The following is a 21,207-nucleotide window of genomic DNA, read 5'->3' on the forward strand; positions in this document are numbered from 1 at the left end:
GCAGCTCATAAAGCCGCGACCGCTGGTCGCGCTTGTTATCTGGGAAAATTATTTAGCCCCCGGCGAAAACGCCGGGGGCTTTTTTTGCGTGCCGATTACTGGCCGCGTAGCGAAAATGCTTGCCTTTGGCGAAGAATTTGACCAGACTAACGAGGCGGTGCAACGGCCGCTGCGGGCCAGCGCGATCGCAAACTCCGGAAATCGGCACAGTAGGAGCTACGGGCATGGCAAAGAGGAAGAGACGGGGGCAACATCCGGCAGTTCGCACGGCGCGAAAGTGGCCCGGGTTTGCGCATGCCGTTGGGGCAGTGCTGGCCGGCGCGTTATTCCTGGCGGGCGTGGTGGAGGCGGCCATCACCGGCACCGTGACCGCCCACGATCCGTCGCCGGTTGTCGCCGACGGGAGCATGTTCTACTATTACGCCACGGGCAGCAGCACCGGATTGATCACGCGGTCGTCGTCGAACTTAAGTGCCTGGCAACGCGGTCCGACGATTTTTTCCACGCCGCCCTCGTGGGTCACGACCGATGTGCCCAATTACGGCGGCAACTTGTGGGCGCCCGATATTGAATACTTCGACGGGCAATATCATTTGTATTATGCGGCGTCTTCGTTCGGTAGCCAGGTGTCGGCAATCGGCATGGCCACCTCGCCCACGTTGAACACGTCGTCGCCAAGTTTCGGTTGGGTCGATCAGGGTGCGGTGATTCAATCGACCACGGGCAGCCTATATAACGCCATCGACCCGTCTGTTTTTCTGGATACGAACGGATCGCTGTGGATGTCGTTCGGTTCGTTCTGGCAGGGAATTTATTTGACGCAGTTGAATCCGACGACCGGGCAGTTGCTGAATCCGTCGACGCCGCCGACCCGCATTGCTCGGAAAGACACGGGGACCGACGCCATTGAGGCGTCGTATTTATACAAGCGCGGCAACTACTATTACTTGTTCGTCAATTGGAACGACTGCTGCCAAGGGGTGAACAGCACTTACGAAGTGCGCGTCGGCCGCAGCACCAGCATTAACGGGCCATTTTTGGATAAGAACGGCGTGGCGTTGACCGACGGGGGTGGAACACTGTTTTTAGACGACGCCGGGGCAATTCTGGGCAATAGCGCGATCATTGGGCCCGGACAAATCGGCATATTTTCCGACGCTGGGGTCGATTACTACTCGTTCCATTATTACGACGGCAACAATAACGGAACGGCCAAGTTCGATTTGCTGCCGTTGTATTGGACCGGTGACAACTGGCCTTCGGCGGTGCCGGTTCCTGAGCCTGCTTCATGGGGATTAGCGGTGATTGCCGCAGTTGGCGGCTTCCTGCTGTGCATGTTGATTCCCCTGGCCACGGCGCGGCGAAAGTTAAATCGCGTCAAACGGCTGCAACAGGTTGCTTAATTTTCGACGCCACTGTCGTGGCGTATCGTAGGTTTCCAATCGCGCCGCAAACTATTCCACAAACCGCAGCAGGGCGTACGATTTTTTGCCGCTGCGGAGAACCATGACGGTTTCGCTGGCTAAATGTGCGGCGGTCAGCTTCGCTTCAAGTTCGCCGATGCGGCGGTTGTTGACGTAAGCGCCCCCTTGCTGGATGGTGCGGCGGGCGTCGCCTTTGCTTTTCGCCAGGCCGCTTTCGACCAGGGCTTCGACCAGCGGCAGGCCTTCGCCTGCCAGCCGGTTGCGCGGGAGTTCTCGGCTGGGCACATCAGCGAAAATTTCGCCCAGTTGTTTATCGTTCAACTGGCTGATTTCCGCGCCGAAGAAAATTTCGGTGGCGCGCTGGGCGGCAGTTAAGCCCGATTCGCCGTGAACCATGCGCGTAAGTTCCTCGGCCAGACGGCGCTGGCTTTCGCGCTGGCCGGGATTGGCGGTTCTGGCGGCATCGAGCGGTTCCACGTCGGCCTGCGATAATTCGGTGAGAAAGCGCAGGCACTTGCCGGCATCGGCATCGTCGACGTTGATCCAGTATTGATAAAACTGGTACGGGCTGGTGCGCTGGGCAGATAGCCAGAGCGTGCCGCTTTCGGTCTTGCCCATTTTTCCCCCGTCGCTTTTCGTGAGCAGCGGGTTGGTGAGGCCGTACAGTTGCACGCCGTGCATGCGGCGGGCCAAGTCGATGCCGGCGGTGATGTTGCCCCATTGATCGCTGCCGCCGATTTGCATTTCGCAGCCGTGATTTTGGTAGAGATACACAAAATCGTAGGCTTGCAGCAACATGTAGCTGAATTCCGTGTAGCTGATGCCGCTGTCGCGCTCCAGGCGGCCTTTGACGGAATCTTTGGCGAGCATCACGTTCACGGGAAAATGCTTGCCGACATCGCGCAGGAATTCGAGATAGCTGAAACGGTTCATCCAATCGAAGTTATTCACGAGCAGGGCGGCGCTTTTGCTGGGGGAATCGAAATCGAGGAACCGCCGCATTTGCGCCGCCATACCATCGACATTTTTTTGCAGCGACTCTTTAGAGAGCAGATTGCGCTCCTCGCTTTTGCCACTGGGGTCGCCAATCATGCCGGTCGCGCCGCCCACCACGGCAATGGGCTTGTGGCCGGCCTGCTGAAAACGCCGCAGCATGAGCAGCGGAATTAAATGGCCCACGTGCAAACTGTCGGCCGTGGGATCGAACCCGGCGTAAACCGCGCGGGGCTTTTCGTTCAGCCAGGCGGCCATTTGTGGCGCCGGCTCGGTCGTTTGATGGATGAGCCCGCGCCACGTGAGTTCGGTGATGATATCGATCATAAGGGGGCAGGGCGCAGGGGGCAGGGCGCAAGGGGAAAAGCACAGCGGAAAGAGTGCACGACGCACGGCGCAGGGGGTAGAAAGGTAAGGCTTAGCACGGCTATCCTCTGTTTGGAAGTGAATTTAATAACCCATTAATTAAACGACCGACTTCTTCAATCTGCTCGATTAAATTAGCACGTTGGGCATCGTCAAAATACTTTAGTCTGGCCGACAATAAAACCTGAGTTCCGATTTCTGCCCGGGATCCGTTCGCAATCGATAAGAACCGGCGATATTCTTGCGTGCTTCGGCGTGCATGGCCTTCTGCAATATTTGAAGGAATTGAAACAACAGCCCGGCGCATTTGCTGTGTCAAGCCAAATCGTTCGTCAGCGGGAAAATGGGCGGTAGCCTGGTAAACCATCTCGGCTAAGTCCATGCTTTTTTGCCAAGCAATCAAATCTCGATAATTTTGGATGCTCATTTCATGCCCCTGTTTTCTAGTCGCCTATTTTTCTGCGCCCTGCATCCTGTCCCCTGCGCCCTCACCGCCACATATCGTCCATGGGGTTTGTCGGTCCTAGCAGTTTGGCCTTGGGGAGCGCTTTCAGGGCCAGTTCGGCCAGGCGCAAATCTTCGCGATTCGTAATTTTTAGATTGATACTGGAGCCGGGCACGATGTTCACTTTTTGCCCGGTGCGCTCGACGAGTTGGGCATCGTCGGTGGCGACAAAACCGCCGCGCTGCGCGTAGGCTTTGAGCAACAACTCGCGCCGAAATACTTGCGGCGTTTGCGCTTCCCACAGGCCGTCGCGGGAAACAGTTTCGACAATGACGCCGCCGCTGACGCGCTTGAGCGTATTGCCCACCGGAATGGCCGGAATGGCGGCGCCGGTTTTGACGGCGGCGGAAAAAATTTCGTCGATCCACTCGTTGGCGATGCACGGCCGGGCGGCATCGTGCACAGCAATGAAATCGATTTCCGGTTTCACTTTTTCCAGCGCCTTTTGAATTGAATCGGCCCGTTCCGCGCCGCCATCGACCACGTCGATGCCGAGAATGGCGGCGTTGGCGGCGAATTTGGATTGAAAGTATTCTCGGTCTTCGGCTGAGATGACCAAAATCAACTGCGGCACGTCGGGGCGGTTCAAAAATTTTTCGGCCGAGTGGAGCCAGACGGGCCGGCCTTCCAACGGCGCAAAGGGTTTTTTGTAATTTTTATCTTTGAATCGGCTGCTTTTTCCGGCTGCGGCGAGGATGACGGCAAACGTGGGCATGGCAAACTCCAACCCTGCGAACAGAAGATGCTCGCCATTGTGCCGATTGCATGGTGTCGGTCAATTGGTTTTGAGCGGAAGTCGTTTCGGGCGGTCGGCTTCCGCCGCGGCGGAAAATGGAGAATTTGACTCCCGCCGGCGTGGGTCTATAATCGGTCGTGTAATTATTGACTGCGCAAGAGCTTGCGCATTTTCACATGGACTGGTTTCTGGCCCGATATGGCACCGGCAAAACTAGCCTGTGGCATGCCCGAACGGAGTGGCGTGCGGCGTTATTCCCGGCGGTGGAGATCGCATTGCTTCGCTTTGGGCGGGATTGTAGCCGCAGCGTTCGTTTTGTGGCTTAATCAATCGACCGCTTGTGCGGATGACGCTCCAACGGCGCCTACTGCCGGCGAAAAGTCAGCCACCGATCAGCCATCTCCCGAGAATCAAAAACCCAATCCTGCCGATGCTGAAAAGCCGGCGGAGGCACAGCCGGGGCAGGGATTTCTGATTCGCGTCAACTTGCCCATTACCGACGATGTCGACACGCAAGTGCGGCGCGGCATTCAGCAGTTGTTGGGGAACATCAAGCAGGGGAGCCCGCGTCCAGTGCTGGTGGTGGAGTTGTGGCCGGGACAGACGGATGGAGGCGTCGGGAGCGATTTTTACCGCTCGTTGTCGCTGGCGAAATTTCTGTCGCACGATTTGCACGATATGGCCCCGGGAGTGAAAACCGTGGCCTACATTCCCAAAACCGTGAAGGGGCACGCGGTGCTGGTGGCAATGGCGTGCGAAGAAATCATCATGGCCCCGGATGCGGAAATGGGCGAGGCGGGCATTGACGAAGCCACGATTGGGCCGACCATCCGCAGCGGTTACAAAGAAATTGCCGATGCCCGGGGAACTATTCCCGCCGCGATAGCCCTGGGCATGCTCGATAAAAATCTCAAAGTGCTCAAGGTGACGACCGAAGTTGGCACCGAGTACGTTTTGGCAGACGATCTGGACGAGTTGAAGAAGCACCGCGTGGTACAAAATGTCGAGGAATTAAAGCCCCAACCGCTCTTGGTCGACGGCCAACAAGCACGGCAAGAGTTGGGCTTTGTGAGCTACCTGGCCGACGATCGGGCCGACGTGGCCAAGGCGCTTAAAATTCCGGTCGATGCGCTGCAAGATAATCCCGCCTTGGCGGGCGGCTGGCGGCCGGTGCAAGTGGATTTGAAGCGGCCGATCACCTCTACCACCGTGAACCGGGTGCAAAAGCTGATTGAAGACCAAATTCGCGTCAACGACGTGAACCTGGTGGTGCTGTTCATCGACAGCGAAGGTGGCTCGTACGATCAAAGTTTGCGATTGGTGAATTTTCTGGCGGGGCTTGATTCGAGCCAAGTTCGCACGGTGGCCTATGTTCCGCGGCAGGCCCGAGGCGATGCGGCCTTAGTGGCCTTGGCGTGCGATCAGCTCGTGGTTGGTCCCAATACAAAACTGGGAGGCGAAGGGGCTGATGCGCTTAAGCCCGACGACCGGCAGTTGGCCGTGAACGTGTTGGAAGACGCGCTGAAGAAGAACAAATCGCGGTCGTGGTCGCTGCCGGCGGCGATGATTGATCCGGAACTCAAGGTGTATCGCTACACCAATCCCGGCGCCAACATCACTGCCTATTTCTGCGAAGAGGAACTTAAGCAGCAGCGTGATCCGGGCGCGTGGCGGCAGGGGGAATTGGTTACAGGCAGCCGCGGGTCTTTGCAAGTGACCGGCCAGAAGGCCGAGCAATTGGGGCTGGCTTGGAAAGTGGTCGACAATTTCGAACAGTTCAAGCAAGCCTACGGGTTGGAGCGCAATCCGGCGATGGTCGAGCCGGGTTGGGCCGATTTTTTGATCGACGCGCTAACGTCCGAGGGCGCGCAGATGTTTTTGCTGATCATGATTTTCGTGGGCGTGTATTTGGAAGTGCATGCGCCGGGGGTTGGCGTGGGCGGGTTTGTGGCACTGTTAGCGGCGCTGTTGTACTTTTGGGCGCAGCACATGCAAGGCAATCCGGTGGCGCTGCAAGTGCTGCTGTTTATTGCCGGCATTTTGTGCGTTGCCCTGGAGATATTTGTGCTGCCGGGGTTTGCGATATTTGGCTTTGGGGGCGGGTTGATGATTATCGCTTCGTTGGTGCTGGCCAGCCAAACCTTTGTCATTCCTGGAAACGAGTATCAGTGGGAAAAATTACGCAACTCGCTGTTGGTGTTGGGCGGGGCAGTGACGGGCAGCCTGGTGGCGGCGATTGCCATGCGCAAATTCTTGCCGCATGCGCCGGTGTTCAATCGCATGATGCTTGCGCCGCCATCGAGTGAAGAAATGGAAGCCATTTCGCACCGCGAAGCGCTGGCCGATTATCGGCATCTACTGGGTCAGCAAGGGGTGGCGACAACACGGTTGGTTTTGTCAGGGAAAGCCCGCATTGGCGATCAATTGGTGGATGTGATTGCCGACGGCGAGGCCATCGATCGGGGCGCCCCAATCACGGTGGTCGACGTGATTGGCAGCCGGGTGGTGGTGCGACCGGTGCGCGGGTAATGTTCTCCCGTCTTCAAGAAGCAGCACTTGCAAACGAGCGATAACTCGGCTGGTAACTGTGCATTACTTCTTCGGGCCATGTCAACCATCAAGTTTCAAGCGACGCCCTATGCCATTGGCTCCTGGACCGTGCTTAGACTGCCGCAGACCGCGAGCAAGAAGCTGCCGTCGCGCGGCATGAGCATGGTGGAAGGGACCATCAACGGTTTCCACTTTCGGGCACCGCTTGAACCGGACGGAAAGGGAAGCCACTGGCTGAAGATCGAGAAAAGCATGCAAGCGAAAGTGGGGGACACGGCGAGCGTGGAAATCGAACCGATCGAGCAGTGGCCAGAGCCCAAGATTCCGGCGGATGTGAAACAGGCGCTTGCGGGCGCCCCCAAATCGCTCAGAGTCTGGAACGAAGCGACGCCAATGGCGCACTGGGATTGGATTCGCTGGGTGGGCATGTCCAAAAATCCCGACACACGGAAGAAGCATATTTTGGTGGCACTTTCCAAGCTTGCGCGCGGCGAGCGGCGACCGTGTTGTTTCAACCGGAGCGTGTGCTGCGAACCCGCAGTGTCCAAAAATGGAGTGTTACTGGACCCGGCCGCTACGGGGCCAAAGTGAGGAGCGGGAATCACCCGGTCCGCCACCCAAACACAATGAGGGGATTATCTGATTTCCGGTTGAGTTCCAATCTGGCGCGTTTCGGCGTAAAATTCTCGGCGTGCCGTTCACTGCCTCGTTCCTTTTCCTTCGCCCCGCATTTGCATGTCTCCTGTTTTTTGGGCCGCCATATTGTTGGTGGTTGGCTTAACACTGGTGATGGTTGAGATATTCGTCCCCTCGGGGGGCGTGATTGGGTTTTTGTCGTTCACCTCGATCATCACCGCAATTGTCATGGCATTTTATCAAAGCGGCCCGACGGTGGGCATCATGTTTTTGTCGGTGTCGTGCGTGGCGGTTCCGGTCCTGCTGATGATGGCGTTTCGTGTGTTGCCGCGCACGCCGATGGGCCGTCGCTTGCTGCCTGACATTCCCACGGCCGATGAAGTGCTGCCCGATCGGGAGGAGCGACGCCGCTTGCGGCAACTGGTGGGGCGCGTGGGGAAAGCAAAATCGCTGATGTTGCCCAGTGGGGCGGTCATGATCGACGGTCACACGATTGACGCCATGAGCGAAGGACAGCCGATCGAAGCGGGGCAAAGCGTGCGCGTGATCGATGTGCGCGGGACCATGGTGGTGGTTCGTGCGGTCGATGAACACGCGGTCGATCAGGTGGGCGGGGAGAAATCGCAGGAGGAGGACGACATTCTTTCGCGGCCCATCGATTCGCTGGGGCTTGATCCGTTTGAAGATCCTTTGCAATAAAGTGCTGGTTTGCCGGCTCTCGTTGGCTACAAAAAGTTGCATCGGCTTGACACCGGCGCCTCGGTTGGCAACACTGCGCAGGTAGCCAGATCGGTAAATTGAAGTCGTTTTTATTCGCTCCACACCTCCGGTGCAGCCATGCCATTTGTCGTTGCCGATGCGGAAGTCAATCAGGTGATCACGATTGCCGTGATCCTCGTGCTGCTGGTCGTAGCATTGGTCATGCTGGTGGTATTTGCACGGTATTTCCGGTTGTGGATTCAATCGGTGACCACCGGGGCTGGCATCGGGATTTTTGATTTGTTGGGGATGACATTTCGGAAGGTGAACCCGGCGGTGATTGTGCGCAGCAAAATTATGGCCGTGCAGGCGGGCTTGGGGGACGAGACCGGCGTGACCAGCAAAGCGCTGGAAGCCCATTATTTGGCTGGCGGGCGTGTGCCGCTGGTGATCCGGTCGATCATCGCGGCAAACAAGGCGAAAACGATCAAGCTGGACTATAAACTTGCCACGGCCATTGACCTGGCAGGCCGCGATATTTTGGAAGCGGTAAAGACCAGTGTCTATCCGAAAGTGATCGATTGCCCGGCCCGGGGTTCCGGCAAAGAAACGCTGGATGCCGTGGCGAAAAACGGCATTCAATGCAAGGTGAAGGCCCGCGTCACGGTGCGGACAAATTTGAACCAGGTGATCGGCGGTGCGACGGAAGAGACCATTATTGCTCGTGTCGGCGAAGGAATTGTCAGCGCCATCGGCTCTTCGGAAACGCACATGGACGTGCTGGAAAACCCAGACCGCATTTCCAAGGCGGTGTTGGCGCGGCGGCTTGACTCGCAAACGGCGTTTGAGATTGTGTCGATCGACATTGCCGATATTGACGTGGGGGAGAACATCGGGGCCCGGTTGCAGGCTGATCGGGCCGAGGCAGACATGCGCGTGGCCCGGGCCAATGCCGAGGGGCGCCGGGCGATGGCCGTGGCGTTGGAGCAAGAAAACATTGCCTCGGTTGAAGGCGCCCGGTCCGAACTAGTGGCGGCGGAAGCGGAAGTGCCCAAAGCGATTGCCGCCGCGTTCCAAGACGGGGTTTTGGGGATCGTGGATTACTACAAGTTGCGGAATATTCAGGCCGATACGGAGATGCGGCACAGTATTTCCGGTGTAGGCACGACTTCGACGCCCACGTAAGGGACGAGGGGGTGCGGGACGCGGGGTGAGACAAATCAGTGAAATGTGAATTGGTGAACGGATAGCGATGTCCATACTTTTACTTGCCGCCGGCTGGAACGATTTTTTAAGGCTGCTGCCGTTCGTGATCGCGTTTTTGGTGTGGGTGATCGGCCGCTTTGCCAGTCAGGTTCCGCAAAAGCCGCCGCAGCGTGGCGCAGCGCCCCCGAAACCAGCGCTGCCGCAACCGCCCAAGCAGGCCGGCGATTCGCTCCAAAGCGAAATCGATCAATTCCTCCGGCAGGCGCAGGCAGCGCGCGAAGGGCGCGCGGCTGCCAAGCCCGGCGAAGCCACGCCTGCCGCGGGAAAAATGCGGGACCCGATGTTTCCTTCCAAGGACGCGCGGCTGCCGTCCAGCGGACGACCGGGCGATTCGGGACAGCAGCGAACGGCGCGTCGTCAGCCCCCAGCAAAACAGAAGCCCGACGCTGGCCAGAAAGAATTTGCTCCAGGTTCGGGCACAACGCCGACAACCATCGCTGCCGATGTGGCGCGCGATTTGCCCCAAGCCGGTCGTGGCTCGGTGGCGCAGCATGTGGCCGAGATGCTTGACAGCTCCAAGTTCACAAAACGGGCCACTGAACTTAGCCAGGTGCAGCAATCGACGGATGCGGAATTTCGAGCGCACATGCAGCGTGTGTTCCAGCATGATTTGGGGAACCTGAAGAAAGAAGCGGCCGGAATTTTTGAAGCGGCTGGCGCCACGGCCAACGCCGCCTCCGCCGCCGTGATGGCAAAAGCAAACCTGGCAGCCGCGGGGGCGGAATCGGGCACGGCGCCGGTCGCCACTCGCAAGCGCACCAGTGATATAGCGCTGTTTTTGGCCGGCCGAAAGAACATGCGGGACGCAATTATTTTGACTGAAATTCTACAGCGGCCGGAACACCGTTGGTGATACGCAATTGGGCATCGTTTAATAGTAATCGAAACGCAAGGAAAACTGGACCAAGCCCATGGACACGGTTGTTCCAGGAAAAACCCGGTTAGGATGGATCGGCACCGGCGTGATGGGGCGCAGCATGTGCGGCCATTTGCTCGACCGCGGCTTCGTGATGACGGTGTACAGCCGCACGAAGTCCAAGGCCGAAACCGTATTGGCAAAGGGGGCCAAGTGGGCCGATTCGCCCAAAGCCGTGGCGGAACATGCGGACGTGGTGTTCAGCATTGTCGGGTTTCCAGCCGACGTGCGCGAAATTATGCTCGGCCCGCAAGGGGCTTTAGCGGGTAGCAAGCCGGGGACCGTGCTGGTCGACATGACAACCAGCCAGCCGTCGCTGGCCGTGGAAATTGCGGAGCAAGCAAAAGCCAAGGGCGTACACGCCATCGACGCGCCGGTTTCCGGCGGTGATGTTGGCGCCCGAGAGGCGCGGCTTTCGATCATGATCGGCGGTCAGCGCGATGTGGTGGAGGCCTTGCGTCCGTGTTGGGAAGCGATGGGTAAAACCATTGTTTATCAAGGCCTGCCCGGCGCGGGGCAGCACACGAAAATGGTGAACCAAATTCTCATCGCCACCGGCATGATCGGTGTGTGCGAAGCGCTGCTGTACGGCTACAAAGCGGGGCTGAATTTGGAAAGCGTGATGCAGTCGGTCTCGTCGGGGGCGGCGGGCAGTTGGTCGCTTTCCAACTACGGTCCGCGGATGATGGCCAACAACTTTGACCCCGGCTTTTTCGTCGAACATTTCATCAAAGACATGGGCATTGCCCTGGAAGAATCGAAGCGGATGGGCCTGTCGATGCCGGGGTTGGCCTTGGCTCATCAGTTGTACGTGGCGCTGCGGGCCCAAGGGCACGGGCGCGACGGCACGCATTCGCTGATGTTGGCCCTGGCTGCGCTGTCGAACGTCGATTGGAAAAACCGTTAGCGACTGTTCTGGTGAGGCAATCTACTCTTGGCGCTTAGCTATGCCATGTTAAAATCAGCGGCCAATTAGGCGGCGGAATTTGCAGCCGGCGAGGAGCCGGCCCACGCCGCTGCAGATTGATTTGCTTGATCTGCCAACATTTCCTCATCACACGGAGTCTGCTGTGGGTGTCAAGAAGACCGGCAAGGGCCGCCGTAAATTAGGCCGTAAGAAACGCCGCATGCGTTCCCGCATTCGGCATCGTAAAGGTTAGGCGCCGGTCGCCACGGGTCCCAAAAAGTGCTAAGCGACTTTTGCGGGGAAGGCAGTATTGGGCCTTATTCGGTCAAAATTGTCCGAATTTTCCGTGCTGTGGCGTTTGCACATCGCCAGCCGCAAGCTAGGGTTGCATAACCGCCACGACAGGGCACGATTGCAACGTGGCAACTGGAGCGGCCCAACCATGCGCAAACTGTTGATTTTTTCGATTCTGTCGATTTTACCGGCGTTCGGCTGCGCCGACGGTATTGAAACGATGCGGCGGATCGAGGTTTGGAAAGCCCAAACCTTCTTTACCCCGACACAGCCGGTCGTCATGGCTCCGGCAGGCAGCAATCCGTGCGGCGCACCGGTGGCAGCCACACCTGGCTGTAATTGCCAACAGGGTGCGGCAGCGCAAGCTATTGCGGTCCCCGCGGCTGCCGCAGCCACGCAGATCGGAAGTTCTGCGGTAAACGGTGTCCCAGGCACGGTAAGCGCCGGCTATCCGGCAGAATCGAGCGAAACGGATGTTCCCATGCCAGGCACGGTCACCGTGGGTCCAGAACGACCCGCCGAAACGGTCTCAACGGAAGAATTGAACGGCGTTTTGAAACAGCCGTAATCCGTCGCCGACTTCGCCAGCTTCGCCCCGCGTCCAGCGCGGATGGTGCGTCGGATCGATATGCCGCTCCGGATGCGGCATCAGGCCGAATACACGGCCCGTCTCGTCGCACATGCCGGCCACGTTGCAGTGCGCCCCGTTCGGATTATCGGGATACGAAATCGGCTGATCGACATCGGCTGTGGATTTCGGCCCATGCTCATTCAACGGCGCGTACCGCAACGGCAATTGCCCGCGCCGCTTGAGTTCCGACAACACGCTTTCGTCGGCGACGAAAAAGCGTCCTTCGCCGTGCGCCACCGGCAGGTACATTTGCGAAATGCCAGCCAGGAAAACGCATTGGCTTTTCTCTACGGCCAGGTTCACCCAGCGATCTTCGAATTTTCTGGATGTGTTCCAGGCCAGCGTGACCGGCAACGCCGGGCCTGCAATACCATCGGTCAGCAAACCGCATTTCACAAGCACTTGAAACCCGTTGCAAACGCCCAGAATAAGTTTTCCCGCTGCTTTGAATTGTTGCATGGCGTCGGCCAGGTGATGCTGTAATTGCACGCCGAAAATGCGGCCCGAGGCGATGTCGTCGCCGTAACTGAAGCCACCCGGGACGCACAAGACTTGATAATTTGCCAGAATCTGCGGTGATTCAATGGCGCGGCCGACGTGCAAAATATCCGCCTGCGCGCCGGTCCGCTGAAATGCATAGGCGGTTTCGGCGTCGCAATTGGTGCCGGGGGCTCGCAGAATTAGAACACGCGGTTGCATAGCAGATATCCAGCCGACGACTTCTCGTCGGAATGAGGTCACCACTTCAACGGTTTTTGCCACGCCTGTTTGAGCGCGGCGATGCCGACTTCGATGATGTGTCGTTCGGCAATCGGATTGGGATCGACGTCGACCACCAACAATTGCGGCGCGGCGGTCACTTCGCCGATGGCGGCATGCGGCACGTCGCCCATGGTTTGTTCAAAATGTCCGACACAATCGGGCGGCACTTCGACTAAAAAGCGACTGTTCGATTCGGAAAACAATAGCACCGTGGCCAATCCGCCGGGAATTTCGGCCGCTTGGGTTGGCGGCACTTCGTGGGGCACTTCCAACAAATACAAGCGTGCGCCCAGTCCGCCGGCAAACGCCATTTCCGCGGCGGCAGCAGCCAAGCCCCCTTCGCTTAAATCGTGGCAGGCGCGCACATGCCCGGCATGAATCGCCGCGTGCATTGCCGCAAAAGTGGCTTTAGCCCGTGCAGGATCGACCTGCGGCGCGTGGCCGCCCGACAAATTGGTCACGAGTGCAAAGTGCGAGCCTCCCAGTTCGCTTTTTGTCGCGCCGACCTGATACAACACATTGCCGGCCCGTTTGAGATCCATGGTGACGCAGCGGCCGACATCGTCCACTTGCCCCAACGCACTAATGAGAAGCGACGGCGGAATGGCCAGGCTGCGTTTCTCGCCGGCGGCGTCCACATATCGAAATTCATTGTTCAGGCTGTCTTTGCCGCTGATGAACGGCGTGCCCAAGGCAATGGCCACGTCGTGGCAGGCCAGCGCCGCCCGAACCAGCGAACCGAGCGTTTCCGGCCGCTCGCAATCGCCCCAGCAGAAATTATCCAGAATGGCAATGCGCGCGGGATCGGCCCCCACGGCCACGCAATTTCGCACCGCCTCGTCAATGGCGCTGGCGGCCATGTGGTAGGCGTCAAAATCGGCATAGCGCGGATTCATGCCGCAGGAAATCACCAGGCCGCGGCGGGAATTCAACTCCGGGCGAATTACCGCGGCATCGCTGGGACCGTCGTTGTAAATGCCGACCAGCGGCTTGATGACGCTGCCGCCTTGCACTTCGTGATCGTACTGGCGAATGACCCATTCCTTGCTGCAGACGTTGAGCGAACCGAGGATGGCCAGCAGCGCGGCGTTGTAATCGGAAGATCGGCGAAGGGATTCGGTTCCTACAGTCTCTGCCGAATCCAGCGGCTTGGTTTCCGGCGGTGTGTACACGGCGGTTCGAACGATCTTCGGGCGGCCATCGTGCAAGAATTGCATTTCCAGTTCGGCCACTTGCTGATTGTGATAGAACAATTGCAAACGGCCCGTGGGGCGGAATTCGCCAATGGCCGTGGCTTCGACTCCCTCGGATTCGCATAGCGATTTTAAGGCCGGCCAATTCGCCGGCGGCACGGCCAGGACCATTCGCTCTTGGGCTTCGGAAATCCAAATTTCCGTGTACGACAGGCCCGAGTATTTCAGCGGCACGCGGTCCAAAAACACCGCCGCGCCGATGTCAGCGCCCATTTCGCCGACGGCGCTGGAAAATCCGCCGGCCCCGCAATCGGTAATAGCGGAATACAGACCGCGATCACGAGCCTGCAAGATTACATCGAGCAGCATTTTTTCCGTGATGGCGTTGCCAATTTGCACCGCGCCGCCGGAGAGCGATTCGCTTTCGCTGGTCAACTCGGCGGAGCTGAACGTGGCGCCGTGAATGCCGTCGCGCCCGGTGCGACCGCCGACGGCGACAATCAAATCACCCGGCCGCGGCTGTTTGTGCGATTTGTCGACCGGCAGCAAACCGACATTGCCGCAAAAGACAAGCGGGTTGCCGAGATAGCGCGGGTCAAAATAAATGGCGCCGTTCACGGTGGGAATGCCCATGCGGTTGCCGTAATCGCGCACGCCGGCCACCACGCCCTTCATCACCCGGCGCGGATGCAGGACGCCCGGCGGCAGCGAATCGGCAGGGGTGTCGGGCGGGGCGAAGCAAAACACGTCGGTGCTGGCGACCGGCTTGGCGCCCAGGCCGGTGCCCAAGGGATCGCGAATAACGCCGCCCAAACCGGTATTCGCGCCGCCATAAGGTTCCAATGCCGAGGGATGATTGTGCGTTTCGACCTTGAAAACGACGTGGTACTGGTCGTCAAATTTTACGACGCCGGCATTGTCTTGAAACACGCTGACGCACCAATCGTCGTGGCCGTCGGCTTGCCTCTGGGCGCGGATTTTTTGCGTGGCGGCGAAAATGGTTTCCTTCAGCATATTTTCGAAGTGGTGCGATTGCGGCTGGGCGCCGGCAGCGCTGCCATCGGCGCTTTTGGGCCCGGTGTAAGCGATGCGACCGGCCAAGGTTTTGTGGCTGCAATGCTCGCTCCAAGTTTGGGCCAGCGTTTCCAATTCGGCGTCGGTGGGGTCGCGCCCCAACTGGCAAAAATGGGTCTGGATGGTCTGCATTTCGTCTAGCGACAGAAATAATTGCCCAGTGCGGCTGAGCTTGACCAGGGCCGTATCGTCCATGTCGCGCAGCGGCACCGTAACAAGCTGGAACACGTAATCGCTGCCCACCGCTAAACGATCGAATTTCAACGGTCCGACGACAACTTGCTCGATGGCGTCGTTGGCCAGCACCTTGGCCGCCAGCAGCGGAAGTTTTTCCGCCGGCAAATCGCACAGCCAGAATTTTCGCAGCGTGCGGACTGCCTCCACCGCAACGCCAAAATCGGCAATCGCCGCCGCGGCGCTTTGTGCCACCGGGTCCATCACGCCGGGCTTAGTAAGGACGTGGACTAATGTGGATTTGAGGGACTGCGCTGCTCCCTCACCCTGCCGCGGCGAGTCGCCTGCGGAGACCTGCCCGCCCCCAGAGGGAGAGGGTTCGGAAGCGACCGAAGCGGCGCCGACTTGCGACACCACGGCCTGCTCCACCACACGGTCGGCAAACAACTCCTGGGCCAAGCGTTGCACTTGCTCGCGCTGCAATTTGCCTTGCAGCAAATAACCGCTGGCGGCCGTCACTTGCAATCCGGAAGCGAGCCCCAATTCGGCGGCGTCGGCAGCCACTTGCAAGGCCAACCGGTCTGGCTGGCCCGGCGCCGGATAGATGTCAATCTCCCAGAGCATCGCGAACTTGTTTCCCTTCCGTGAGTAGGGCGTGAAGCTGTGCGGCATCGCCGCGCTCGATTGCCGTCCGAAACGCTGTCACCTTTTTCTCAAACCCGGCCAGCGACTTCAAGACGTGGGCTTGATTTTCCAGGAGAATTTGGGTCCACAAGGCGGGATCGCCCGCTGCGATGCGGGTTAAATCGCGCCAGCCACCGGCGGTGAGGGGCAAATCGGCCGGCGGTGTATTTGCCGCGACTGCCGCGGAAATCAAATGGGGAACGTGGCTGGTGCCGGCCAAAGCCAGATCGTGAATTTCCGGCGACATGGTCAGAACGTTGGACCCCAGGGCAGACCAAAAATCGGCGATTTCTTTTGCATCGGCGGCTTTGGTGCGCGAGGTGGGAGTGACAATCGCGACGCGGCCTTCGAATAAATCTGCCCGGGCGAATTCAACGCTTTTTTTTTCGCTGCCAGCCAACGGATGACTGCCCACAAAGCGTTTGCCCGGCTTAAGCGCGGCTTCCACCTTGCGGATGATGGCGGCCTTGGTGCTGCCGGCATCGGTAAGAATTGTCTGATCGGACGATCCCTTCGCGGCTAGCAAAATGTGGTTGGCAATTTCGCCGACGGGCGTACACACGATGACAACATCGGCGGCGGCCATGCCTTGTGGCATGTCAGTCACCGACGAAGTAATGGCGCCAAGCTGTTTCGCTTTTTCCAGATTGGGACCCGATTGCGGTCGGCCGATGCCGACAATTTCGGCTGCCAGCCCTTTTTTGCGCAGCGCCAAACCGATCGAGCCACCGATCAAACCGACGCCGATAATGGCTACCGTATTCCAGCGAGGCATGGGCACTATCCTGCCATAAGGACAAGGCTTTTACCAAGCCCCGGTTCGGCAGTGTCCTAGAACTGTGATGCTGCGGGCAAGCTGCTAAAATGCGCGTTGATACTGGCGGTAGTGTCTTAACTGTTTGTTACTCAAGTGGGGTTGGTTGGCTGGTCGGTAAATAGCCATCGTATGAATGTAGCTGCAAAGATCACGCAACCAGTGGCAATCAAAAAGAGCGATACCTCCCGGTAAATTGCCTCGGGCGATCCCCAAGAATCCATGTATCTGCCTCCACTCATTCCCGTCACCGTGATCACGGGCGGCCACACGATACTGCCACACTGCCAGCGCAACACGAGTCCAATTGCCAACAGAACTGCTGCGCATAGATAACCGATAATAAGTTTCGCCATATCAACCCCCCAGTGTTTGGTTGTCTGCCGATGCTAATTCTACCTTAGCGGGCCCGTCTGTTAAATGCCCGGCGCTTCTGAGTTCTAGGATGCTACCCTGGTTCGGTGCAGTTTTGAACCGAGACAGGTAGTGGTATAATTGAGGGCGCCCTAACTAAACCATCATTATTGGGCAGGTGCATTCATGACACGCGTCACCGTCGACAGTTCGCTCCAGGCCAAATTGACCGGCAGCGATCCGTTGGTTTTGTGCAGCGAGACTGGGCAAGTATTGGGCTATTTTCATCCCGTGCCGCCGCCGGGAACCATCCAATCGCCGTTTACGGATGAGGAAATCGAGCGCCGCCGGCAAGATCGGAAGGGAAGCCCACTCACCGATGTGCTAAATCGCCTCGGTGAAAAATGAGTTTCACCGTAATCTGGACAAAGTTCGCCGAGAGCGATCTGGCGGATATTTGGCTTCGCGCCGTAAACCGCCGGGAAATTGCCGAAGCCACTTCCAAGTTGGACGCGGTGCTGAAATCTGATCCGCACAATTCCGGTGAATCACGAACCGGCAACGTTCGAATTACTTTCAGTGGCCCACTTGGAATCCACTTCGAAGTGCTGGCAGCTGATCGGATTGTATACGTCTTGGCCGTGTGGCGAATCGATCACAATTAGGTGCTCGAAGTAGCCGCGCCACTTTTACACTTCGGCCGGTTGCACTTCGCCTTCCAGACCGGCGGCCAGCTTGTGCAGGGCTTCGGTTTCGATTTGCCGCACACGTTCGCGGGTCAGGCCCAGCGCTTCGCCAATTTCTTTCAGCGTGCGGGGCTCGTTGTCTTCCAGGCCGAAGCGCATCCGCAGGACGGTGGCTTCGCGGGCGTCCATGGTTTGCAACATTTGCATGACGTGGTGCAAATTGTCGCTGTTGAGCAGCATTTCCTCGGGGGGCTTGGTGGCGTCGTCGGTGACCATTTCGCCCAACGACCAGCCGGCTTCGGGCTGATCGGTTTGCGGTGTGCTGTTATAAATGCGGATGGCTTTTTTGATGATCGACAGCTTTTTCCGCGGCAGCCCCAACACGCGGCCCACTTCTTCCGGCGTGGGAGAGCGGCCGAGCTCTTCGGTCAGGCGAGCACTGGCACGGCGCCACTTGGAAAGCAGCTCCACCATGTACGCTGGAATGCGGATGGTTTTGGCGGAGTTGATGAGGGCCCGTTTGATCGATTGTTTGATCCAATAACTGGCGTAAGTGCTGAAGCGGGTGCCCATGGCCGGATCGAACCCTTCGACCGCCCGCAACAGGCCCAGATTGCCTTCTTCGATCAGATCTTGCAGCCCCAGGCCTTTGCCGGTGTATCCGCGAGCGATGTTGACGACCAACCGCAAATTGGCGCGGACCATGCGATCCCGTGCTTTGACGTCGCCGTTGCCAATGGCAATGGCCAATTCCTGCTCCTGCGGCCCATTGAGGAGGGCGGTTTCGTTGATCTCGCGGAGATAAGTCTCCAGCGGAGTTTGGACGGCCGCGGCAGGGCGGCGACGTGTGGTAGGCATAGTCGAGTGCGTTTCTCTTTTCTTGGCTAGTGGCAGCGGCGCAGCCACTTGAGAGACCATGGGAGCCTGCAGGGGGTTCCGTCTGCACAAACGTAGCTATCGACCTCGCTTTCCGATCTTCTCCAATACCGTGCGGACTTGGCAACGTGAACCGGATATAGTCAGGATGCTGCCCGTACCGAACAGCACGCTTGGTGCGGATTGGCGCGGATCGACGATTGCACCGGTTTCTGACGATTGCTGCGGGCCAATAAAACGATTCAGCGTGTTCAACGGTTTCCGCAAGGCGCGCGCTGAGCGCATGGCCGAACGATTGTGCGTGCTATACCGGTCGTAGGCAGAAACGCATGCGCTGGCAGGTGAGTGCAAAGAATGCCAGGAGGTCGGCTTACCGCCGTCTGGAGATCGCCTTTGTGGCCCTGGTTGGCTGCCACGTGCCGCAAATTAGGCCAACCGCCGAGTCGTTGGCGTTCCGATGGAAATATCTACTGACTTATTCGCCAGCCGACTGAATCAGCGGGCCGCTTTTGCCCACGCCGCCTTTGAGTTCGGATGCAGGGGTGCCGGAGGCGCCATTGGCGCCGCCGCCATTCTCGCCGCCAGAACCTTCGCCGCCGGCCCCGGCTCTTTCTTCCGCCTCATGCTCTTCGCTCCATTGCACCCGCTTACGTGAGAGGCCAATTTTGCGTTCCTCGGTGTCGACGCGCAGAATTTTGACTTCGATTTCGTCGCCCACTTTGACGATTTCTTCCGGGTTTTCCACCTTGTGGTCGGCCAACTCGGAAATGTGCAGCAAACCTTCCAGACCGTTTTCCAGGCCCACAAACACGCCGAAGTTGGTGAGCTTAGTCACTGTGCCTTTGACGATTTGGCCCGACTGGTAACGGCTGGGGATATCCGTGGCCCAGGGATCGTCTTCCATTTGCTTTAGTCCCAGGGCGATTCGGCGGCGCTGCTGATCGACCGAGAGGACCTTGCACTTGATTTTTTGTCCCTTCTCGACCACCTCGCTGGGATGGCTGATTTTGCGGGTCCAGGACATATCGCTGACGTGCAGCAGGCCGTCGATGCCTTCTTCAATTTCGATGAAGGCTCCGTAATTGGTGAGATTCCGCACGGTGCCTTCCACCAGAGTGCCAATCGGGTAGCGATCGGCCACTTTGTCCCAGGGATTGTCCTGGGTTTGCTTCATGCCGAGCGAAATTTCGTGCTTTTCCTTGTCGATTTTGAGGACGACCACTTGTACTTCGTCGTCAATGTGCACCAATTCGTTGGGATGGCTGATGCGCTTGGTCCACGACATTTCGCTGATGTGAACCAAGCCTTCGATGCCTTCTTCCATTTTCACGAACGCGCCGTAGCTCATCACGTTGACCACGGTGCCCTTGTGCACCGAGCCAACCGGATACTTTTCCGCCACATTGTCCCAGGGACTGGCGGTTTTTTGCTTGAGGCCGAGGGCGATTTTTTCCCGTTCGCGGTCGATGTGCAGAATTTGCACTTCTAATTCCTGATCGATGGCCACCATTTCGGACGGATGGCCGATGCGGCCCCAGCTCATGTCGGTAATGTGCAACAGGCCGTCGATGCCTCCCAAATCGACAAAGGCGCCGAACTCGGCGATGTTTTTCACCACGCCCTTGCGCAACTGGCCTTCCTGCAACGTTTCCAACAGTTGTTTTTTCTTTTCGGTCCGTTCTTGCTCGATGAGCGCACGGCGGCTGACGACAATGTTGCGGCGCGACTCGTCAATTTTGAGCACCAAGCATTGAATGGTGCGGCCCACGTAATCGCCAATGTCGGACGGGCGGCGAATATCGACCTGGCTGGCAGGCAAAAAGACGTTCACGCCGCTTACATCGACCAGCAAACCGCCCTTGATTTTTCGCGTGACGGCGCCCGTCACTACGTCCCCTTCCTTGACCGAATCCATCACCTTGTTCCATTCTTCGATCTTGCGCGCTTTGCGCTTAGACAAGGCAATCAGGCCGCGGGCTTCGAGATCGGTGCTTTCATCGACTTCCTCGATCAGGACCTTCAGGTGCTGGCCGATTTCGGGCGGGTCTTCCGATTCATCCCATTCGTGGCGGGGAATTTGGCCTTCGCTTTTATAACCGACATCGACCAACACAAACTCATCATCAACACGGATAATGCGCCCCTCGACGATTGCATTTTCGTTCAGGTCAACATTGGCCACGGCCAAGGAGCCGCTGGCGGCATCGGACATGGCGAGATCTAGTTCCCGATCCAACTCTTCGTCGTCGATATCCAATCCGCGAATTAAGTTTCGATTGACCATGAAAAATTTCTGCTGTCGGAAACTTGGCTACTTGTCACGAAACAGTTTTCGGCACGTGAAAGAATTTGATCTTCACCAAGCCGATGGGCGGCGACAAATCAGGAGCACACACCGCAACGGCGGATTGCCCTGAACACGGCCGGCTTACTCCCTCGATACGAACCATTGCAGAAGCCGCGTCGCGCTGAAAGAAAAGAAACCAATTCCGAGTTAAAGGACATCCCTCGCTGGCGGCCCAGAACCGTACACCGGCGCTGAAAACAGGCCCCTGAGGGTAGCCCGACAATATATCACGATTGTGCTCGTGCTACAATCGCGGGCAGCACGATCAGTTAGTTTGGGGGTTTTGTTCACTGCCGAACAGCGTTGTGGCAGCGCGGGTG

Annotated in this window: 19 protein-coding genes; 10 read left to right on the forward strand and 9 right to left on the reverse strand. The window is 58.3% G+C overall.

Annotation, left to right across the window (positions count from 1 at the left end):
• Window positions 1-52: 52 nt before the first annotated feature.
• Complete coding sequence (locus tag VMJ32_03135; GenBank protein HTQ37991.1) at window positions 53-226, reverse strand: hypothetical protein; 174 nt, start codon at window positions 224-226, stop codon at window positions 53-55.
• On the opposite strand from VMJ32_03135, the gene VMJ32_03140 reads away from it, so the two are divergent.
• Window positions 225-1,403 (forward strand): arabinan endo-1,5-alpha-L-arabinosidase, encoded by a 1,179-nt coding sequence (locus VMJ32_03140; protein HTQ37992.1) that lies wholly within the window; start codon window positions 225-227, stop codon window positions 1,401-1,403. The genes VMJ32_03135 and VMJ32_03140 overlap by 2 nt on opposite strands.
• 51 nt (window positions 1,404-1,454) lie before the next feature.
• Here the strand turns inward: VMJ32_03140 and tyrS are convergent, their stop codons facing one another.
• The 3 genes from tyrS to ispD all read right to left on the reverse strand — a co-directional run bounded on the left by tyrS (window position 1,455) and on the right by ispD (window position 4,003).
• Complete coding sequence (tyrS, locus tag VMJ32_03145; GenBank protein ID HTQ37993.1) at window positions 1,455-2,744, reverse strand: tyrosine--tRNA ligase; 1,290 nt, start codon at window positions 2,742-2,744, stop codon at window positions 1,455-1,457.
• A 100-nt stretch (window positions 2,745-2,844) separates the two neighbouring features.
• A complete protein-coding gene (locus VMJ32_03150; GenBank protein HTQ37994.1) occupies window positions 2,845-3,210 on the reverse strand; it encodes a four helix bundle protein in 366 nt (121 codons plus the stop codon).
• 61 nt (window positions 3,211-3,271) lie between these two features.
• Window positions 3,272-4,003: a 2-C-methyl-D-erythritol 4-phosphate cytidylyltransferase gene (gene ispD, locus VMJ32_03155; GenBank protein HTQ37995.1), complete on the reverse strand. Its 732-nt coding sequence runs from the start codon at window positions 4,001-4,003 to the stop codon at window positions 3,272-3,274.
• 246 nt (window positions 4,004-4,249) lie between these two features.
• On the opposite strand from ispD, the gene VMJ32_03160 reads away from it, so the two are divergent.
• From VMJ32_03160 to VMJ32_03190, 7 genes are all read left to right on the forward strand, one after another.
• Window positions 4,250-6,553 (forward strand): NfeD family protein, encoded by a 2,304-nt coding sequence (locus tag VMJ32_03160; GenBank protein ID HTQ37996.1) that lies wholly within the window; start codon window positions 4,250-4,252, stop codon window positions 6,551-6,553.
• Window positions 6,554-6,631: 78 nt separating this feature from the next.
• Entirely contained in the window at window positions 6,632-7,165 is a 534-nt protein-coding gene (locus VMJ32_03165) for a YdeI/OmpD-associated family protein (protein HTQ37997.1), read from the forward strand.
• Between the two features lie 144 nt (window positions 7,166-7,309).
• Entirely contained in the window at window positions 7,310-7,909 is a 600-nt protein-coding gene (locus VMJ32_03170; protein HTQ37998.1) for an NfeD family protein, read from the forward strand.
• Window positions 7,910-8,047: 138 nt separating this feature from the next.
• Window positions 8,048-9,094, forward strand: a complete 1,047-nt coding sequence (gene floA / locus VMJ32_03175; protein ID HTQ37999.1) for a flotillin-like protein FloA — start codon at window positions 8,048-8,050, stop codon at window positions 9,092-9,094.
• Between the two features lie 67 nt (window positions 9,095-9,161).
• On the forward strand, window positions 9,162-10,028 hold the full coding sequence (locus VMJ32_03180; GenBank protein ID HTQ38000.1) for a hypothetical protein: 867 nt from the start codon (window positions 9,162-9,164) through the stop codon (window positions 10,026-10,028).
• Window positions 10,029-10,086: 58 nt separating this feature from the next.
• Entirely contained in the window at window positions 10,087-10,998 is a 912-nt protein-coding gene (locus VMJ32_03185) for an NAD(P)-dependent oxidoreductase (GenBank protein HTQ38001.1), read from the forward strand.
• 442 nt (window positions 10,999-11,440) lie between these two features.
• Entirely contained in the window at window positions 11,441-11,860 is a 420-nt protein-coding gene (locus VMJ32_03190; GenBank protein HTQ38002.1) for a hypothetical protein, read from the forward strand.
• Here the strand turns inward: VMJ32_03190 and purQ are convergent.
• From purQ to VMJ32_03205, 3 genes are read right to left on the reverse strand one after another with little or no spacing between them, the layout of a single operon-like run.
• The gene (gene purQ, locus VMJ32_03195) at window positions 11,822-12,622 is read right to left on the reverse strand and encodes a phosphoribosylformylglycinamidine synthase I (GenBank protein HTQ38003.1); all 801 of its coding nucleotides are present in this window, start codon (window positions 12,620-12,622) and stop codon (window positions 11,822-11,824) included. The two genes, VMJ32_03190 and purQ, sit on opposite strands and share 39 nt — an antisense overlap.
• A 38-nt stretch (window positions 12,623-12,660) precedes the next feature.
• Window positions 12,661-15,750, reverse strand: a complete 3,090-nt coding sequence (gene purL / locus VMJ32_03200) for a phosphoribosylformylglycinamidine synthase subunit PurL (GenBank protein HTQ38004.1) — start codon at window positions 15,748-15,750, stop codon at window positions 12,661-12,663.
• On the reverse strand, window positions 15,734-16,585 hold the full coding sequence (locus VMJ32_03205) for a prephenate dehydrogenase/arogenate dehydrogenase family protein (GenBank protein HTQ38005.1): 852 nt from the start codon (window positions 16,583-16,585) through the stop codon (window positions 15,734-15,736). The genes purL and VMJ32_03205 overlap by 17 nt, the downstream gene beginning before the upstream one ends.
• Before the next feature lie 579 nt (window positions 16,586-17,164).
• Between VMJ32_03205 and VMJ32_03210 the strand changes: the two genes are divergently transcribed.
• Together VMJ32_03210 and VMJ32_03215 are read left to right on the forward strand one after the other, a co-directional pair.
• Entirely contained in the window at window positions 17,165-17,386 is a 222-nt protein-coding gene (locus tag VMJ32_03210) for a hypothetical protein (protein ID HTQ38006.1), read from the forward strand.
• Entirely contained in the window at window positions 17,383-17,643 is a 261-nt protein-coding gene (locus tag VMJ32_03215) for a type II toxin-antitoxin system RelE/ParE family toxin (protein HTQ38007.1), read from the forward strand. The genes VMJ32_03210 and VMJ32_03215 overlap by 4 nt, the downstream gene beginning before the upstream one ends.
• A gap of 24 nt (window positions 17,644-17,667) precedes the next feature.
• Here VMJ32_03215 and VMJ32_03220 read toward each other — a convergent pair whose 3' ends face one another.
• Window positions 17,668-18,522 carry an RNA polymerase sigma factor RpoD/SigA gene (locus tag VMJ32_03220; protein ID HTQ38008.1) on the reverse strand — a complete coding sequence of 285 codons (855 nt, stop codon included), beginning with the start codon at window positions 18,520-18,522 and terminating at the stop codon, window positions 17,668-17,670.
• Between the two features lie 493 nt (window positions 18,523-19,015).
• Window positions 19,016-20,824 carry a 30S ribosomal protein S1 gene (locus tag VMJ32_03225; protein HTQ38009.1) on the reverse strand — a complete coding sequence of 603 codons (1,809 nt, stop codon included), beginning with the start codon at window positions 20,822-20,824 and terminating at the stop codon, window positions 19,016-19,018.
• Between the last annotated feature and the right edge of the window lie 383 nt (window positions 20,825-21,207).

The sequence above is a fragment of the Pirellulales bacterium genome (genome assembly GCA_035499655.1).
GTDB lineage: Bacteria > Planctomycetota > Planctomycetia > Pirellulales > JADZDJ01 > DATJYL01.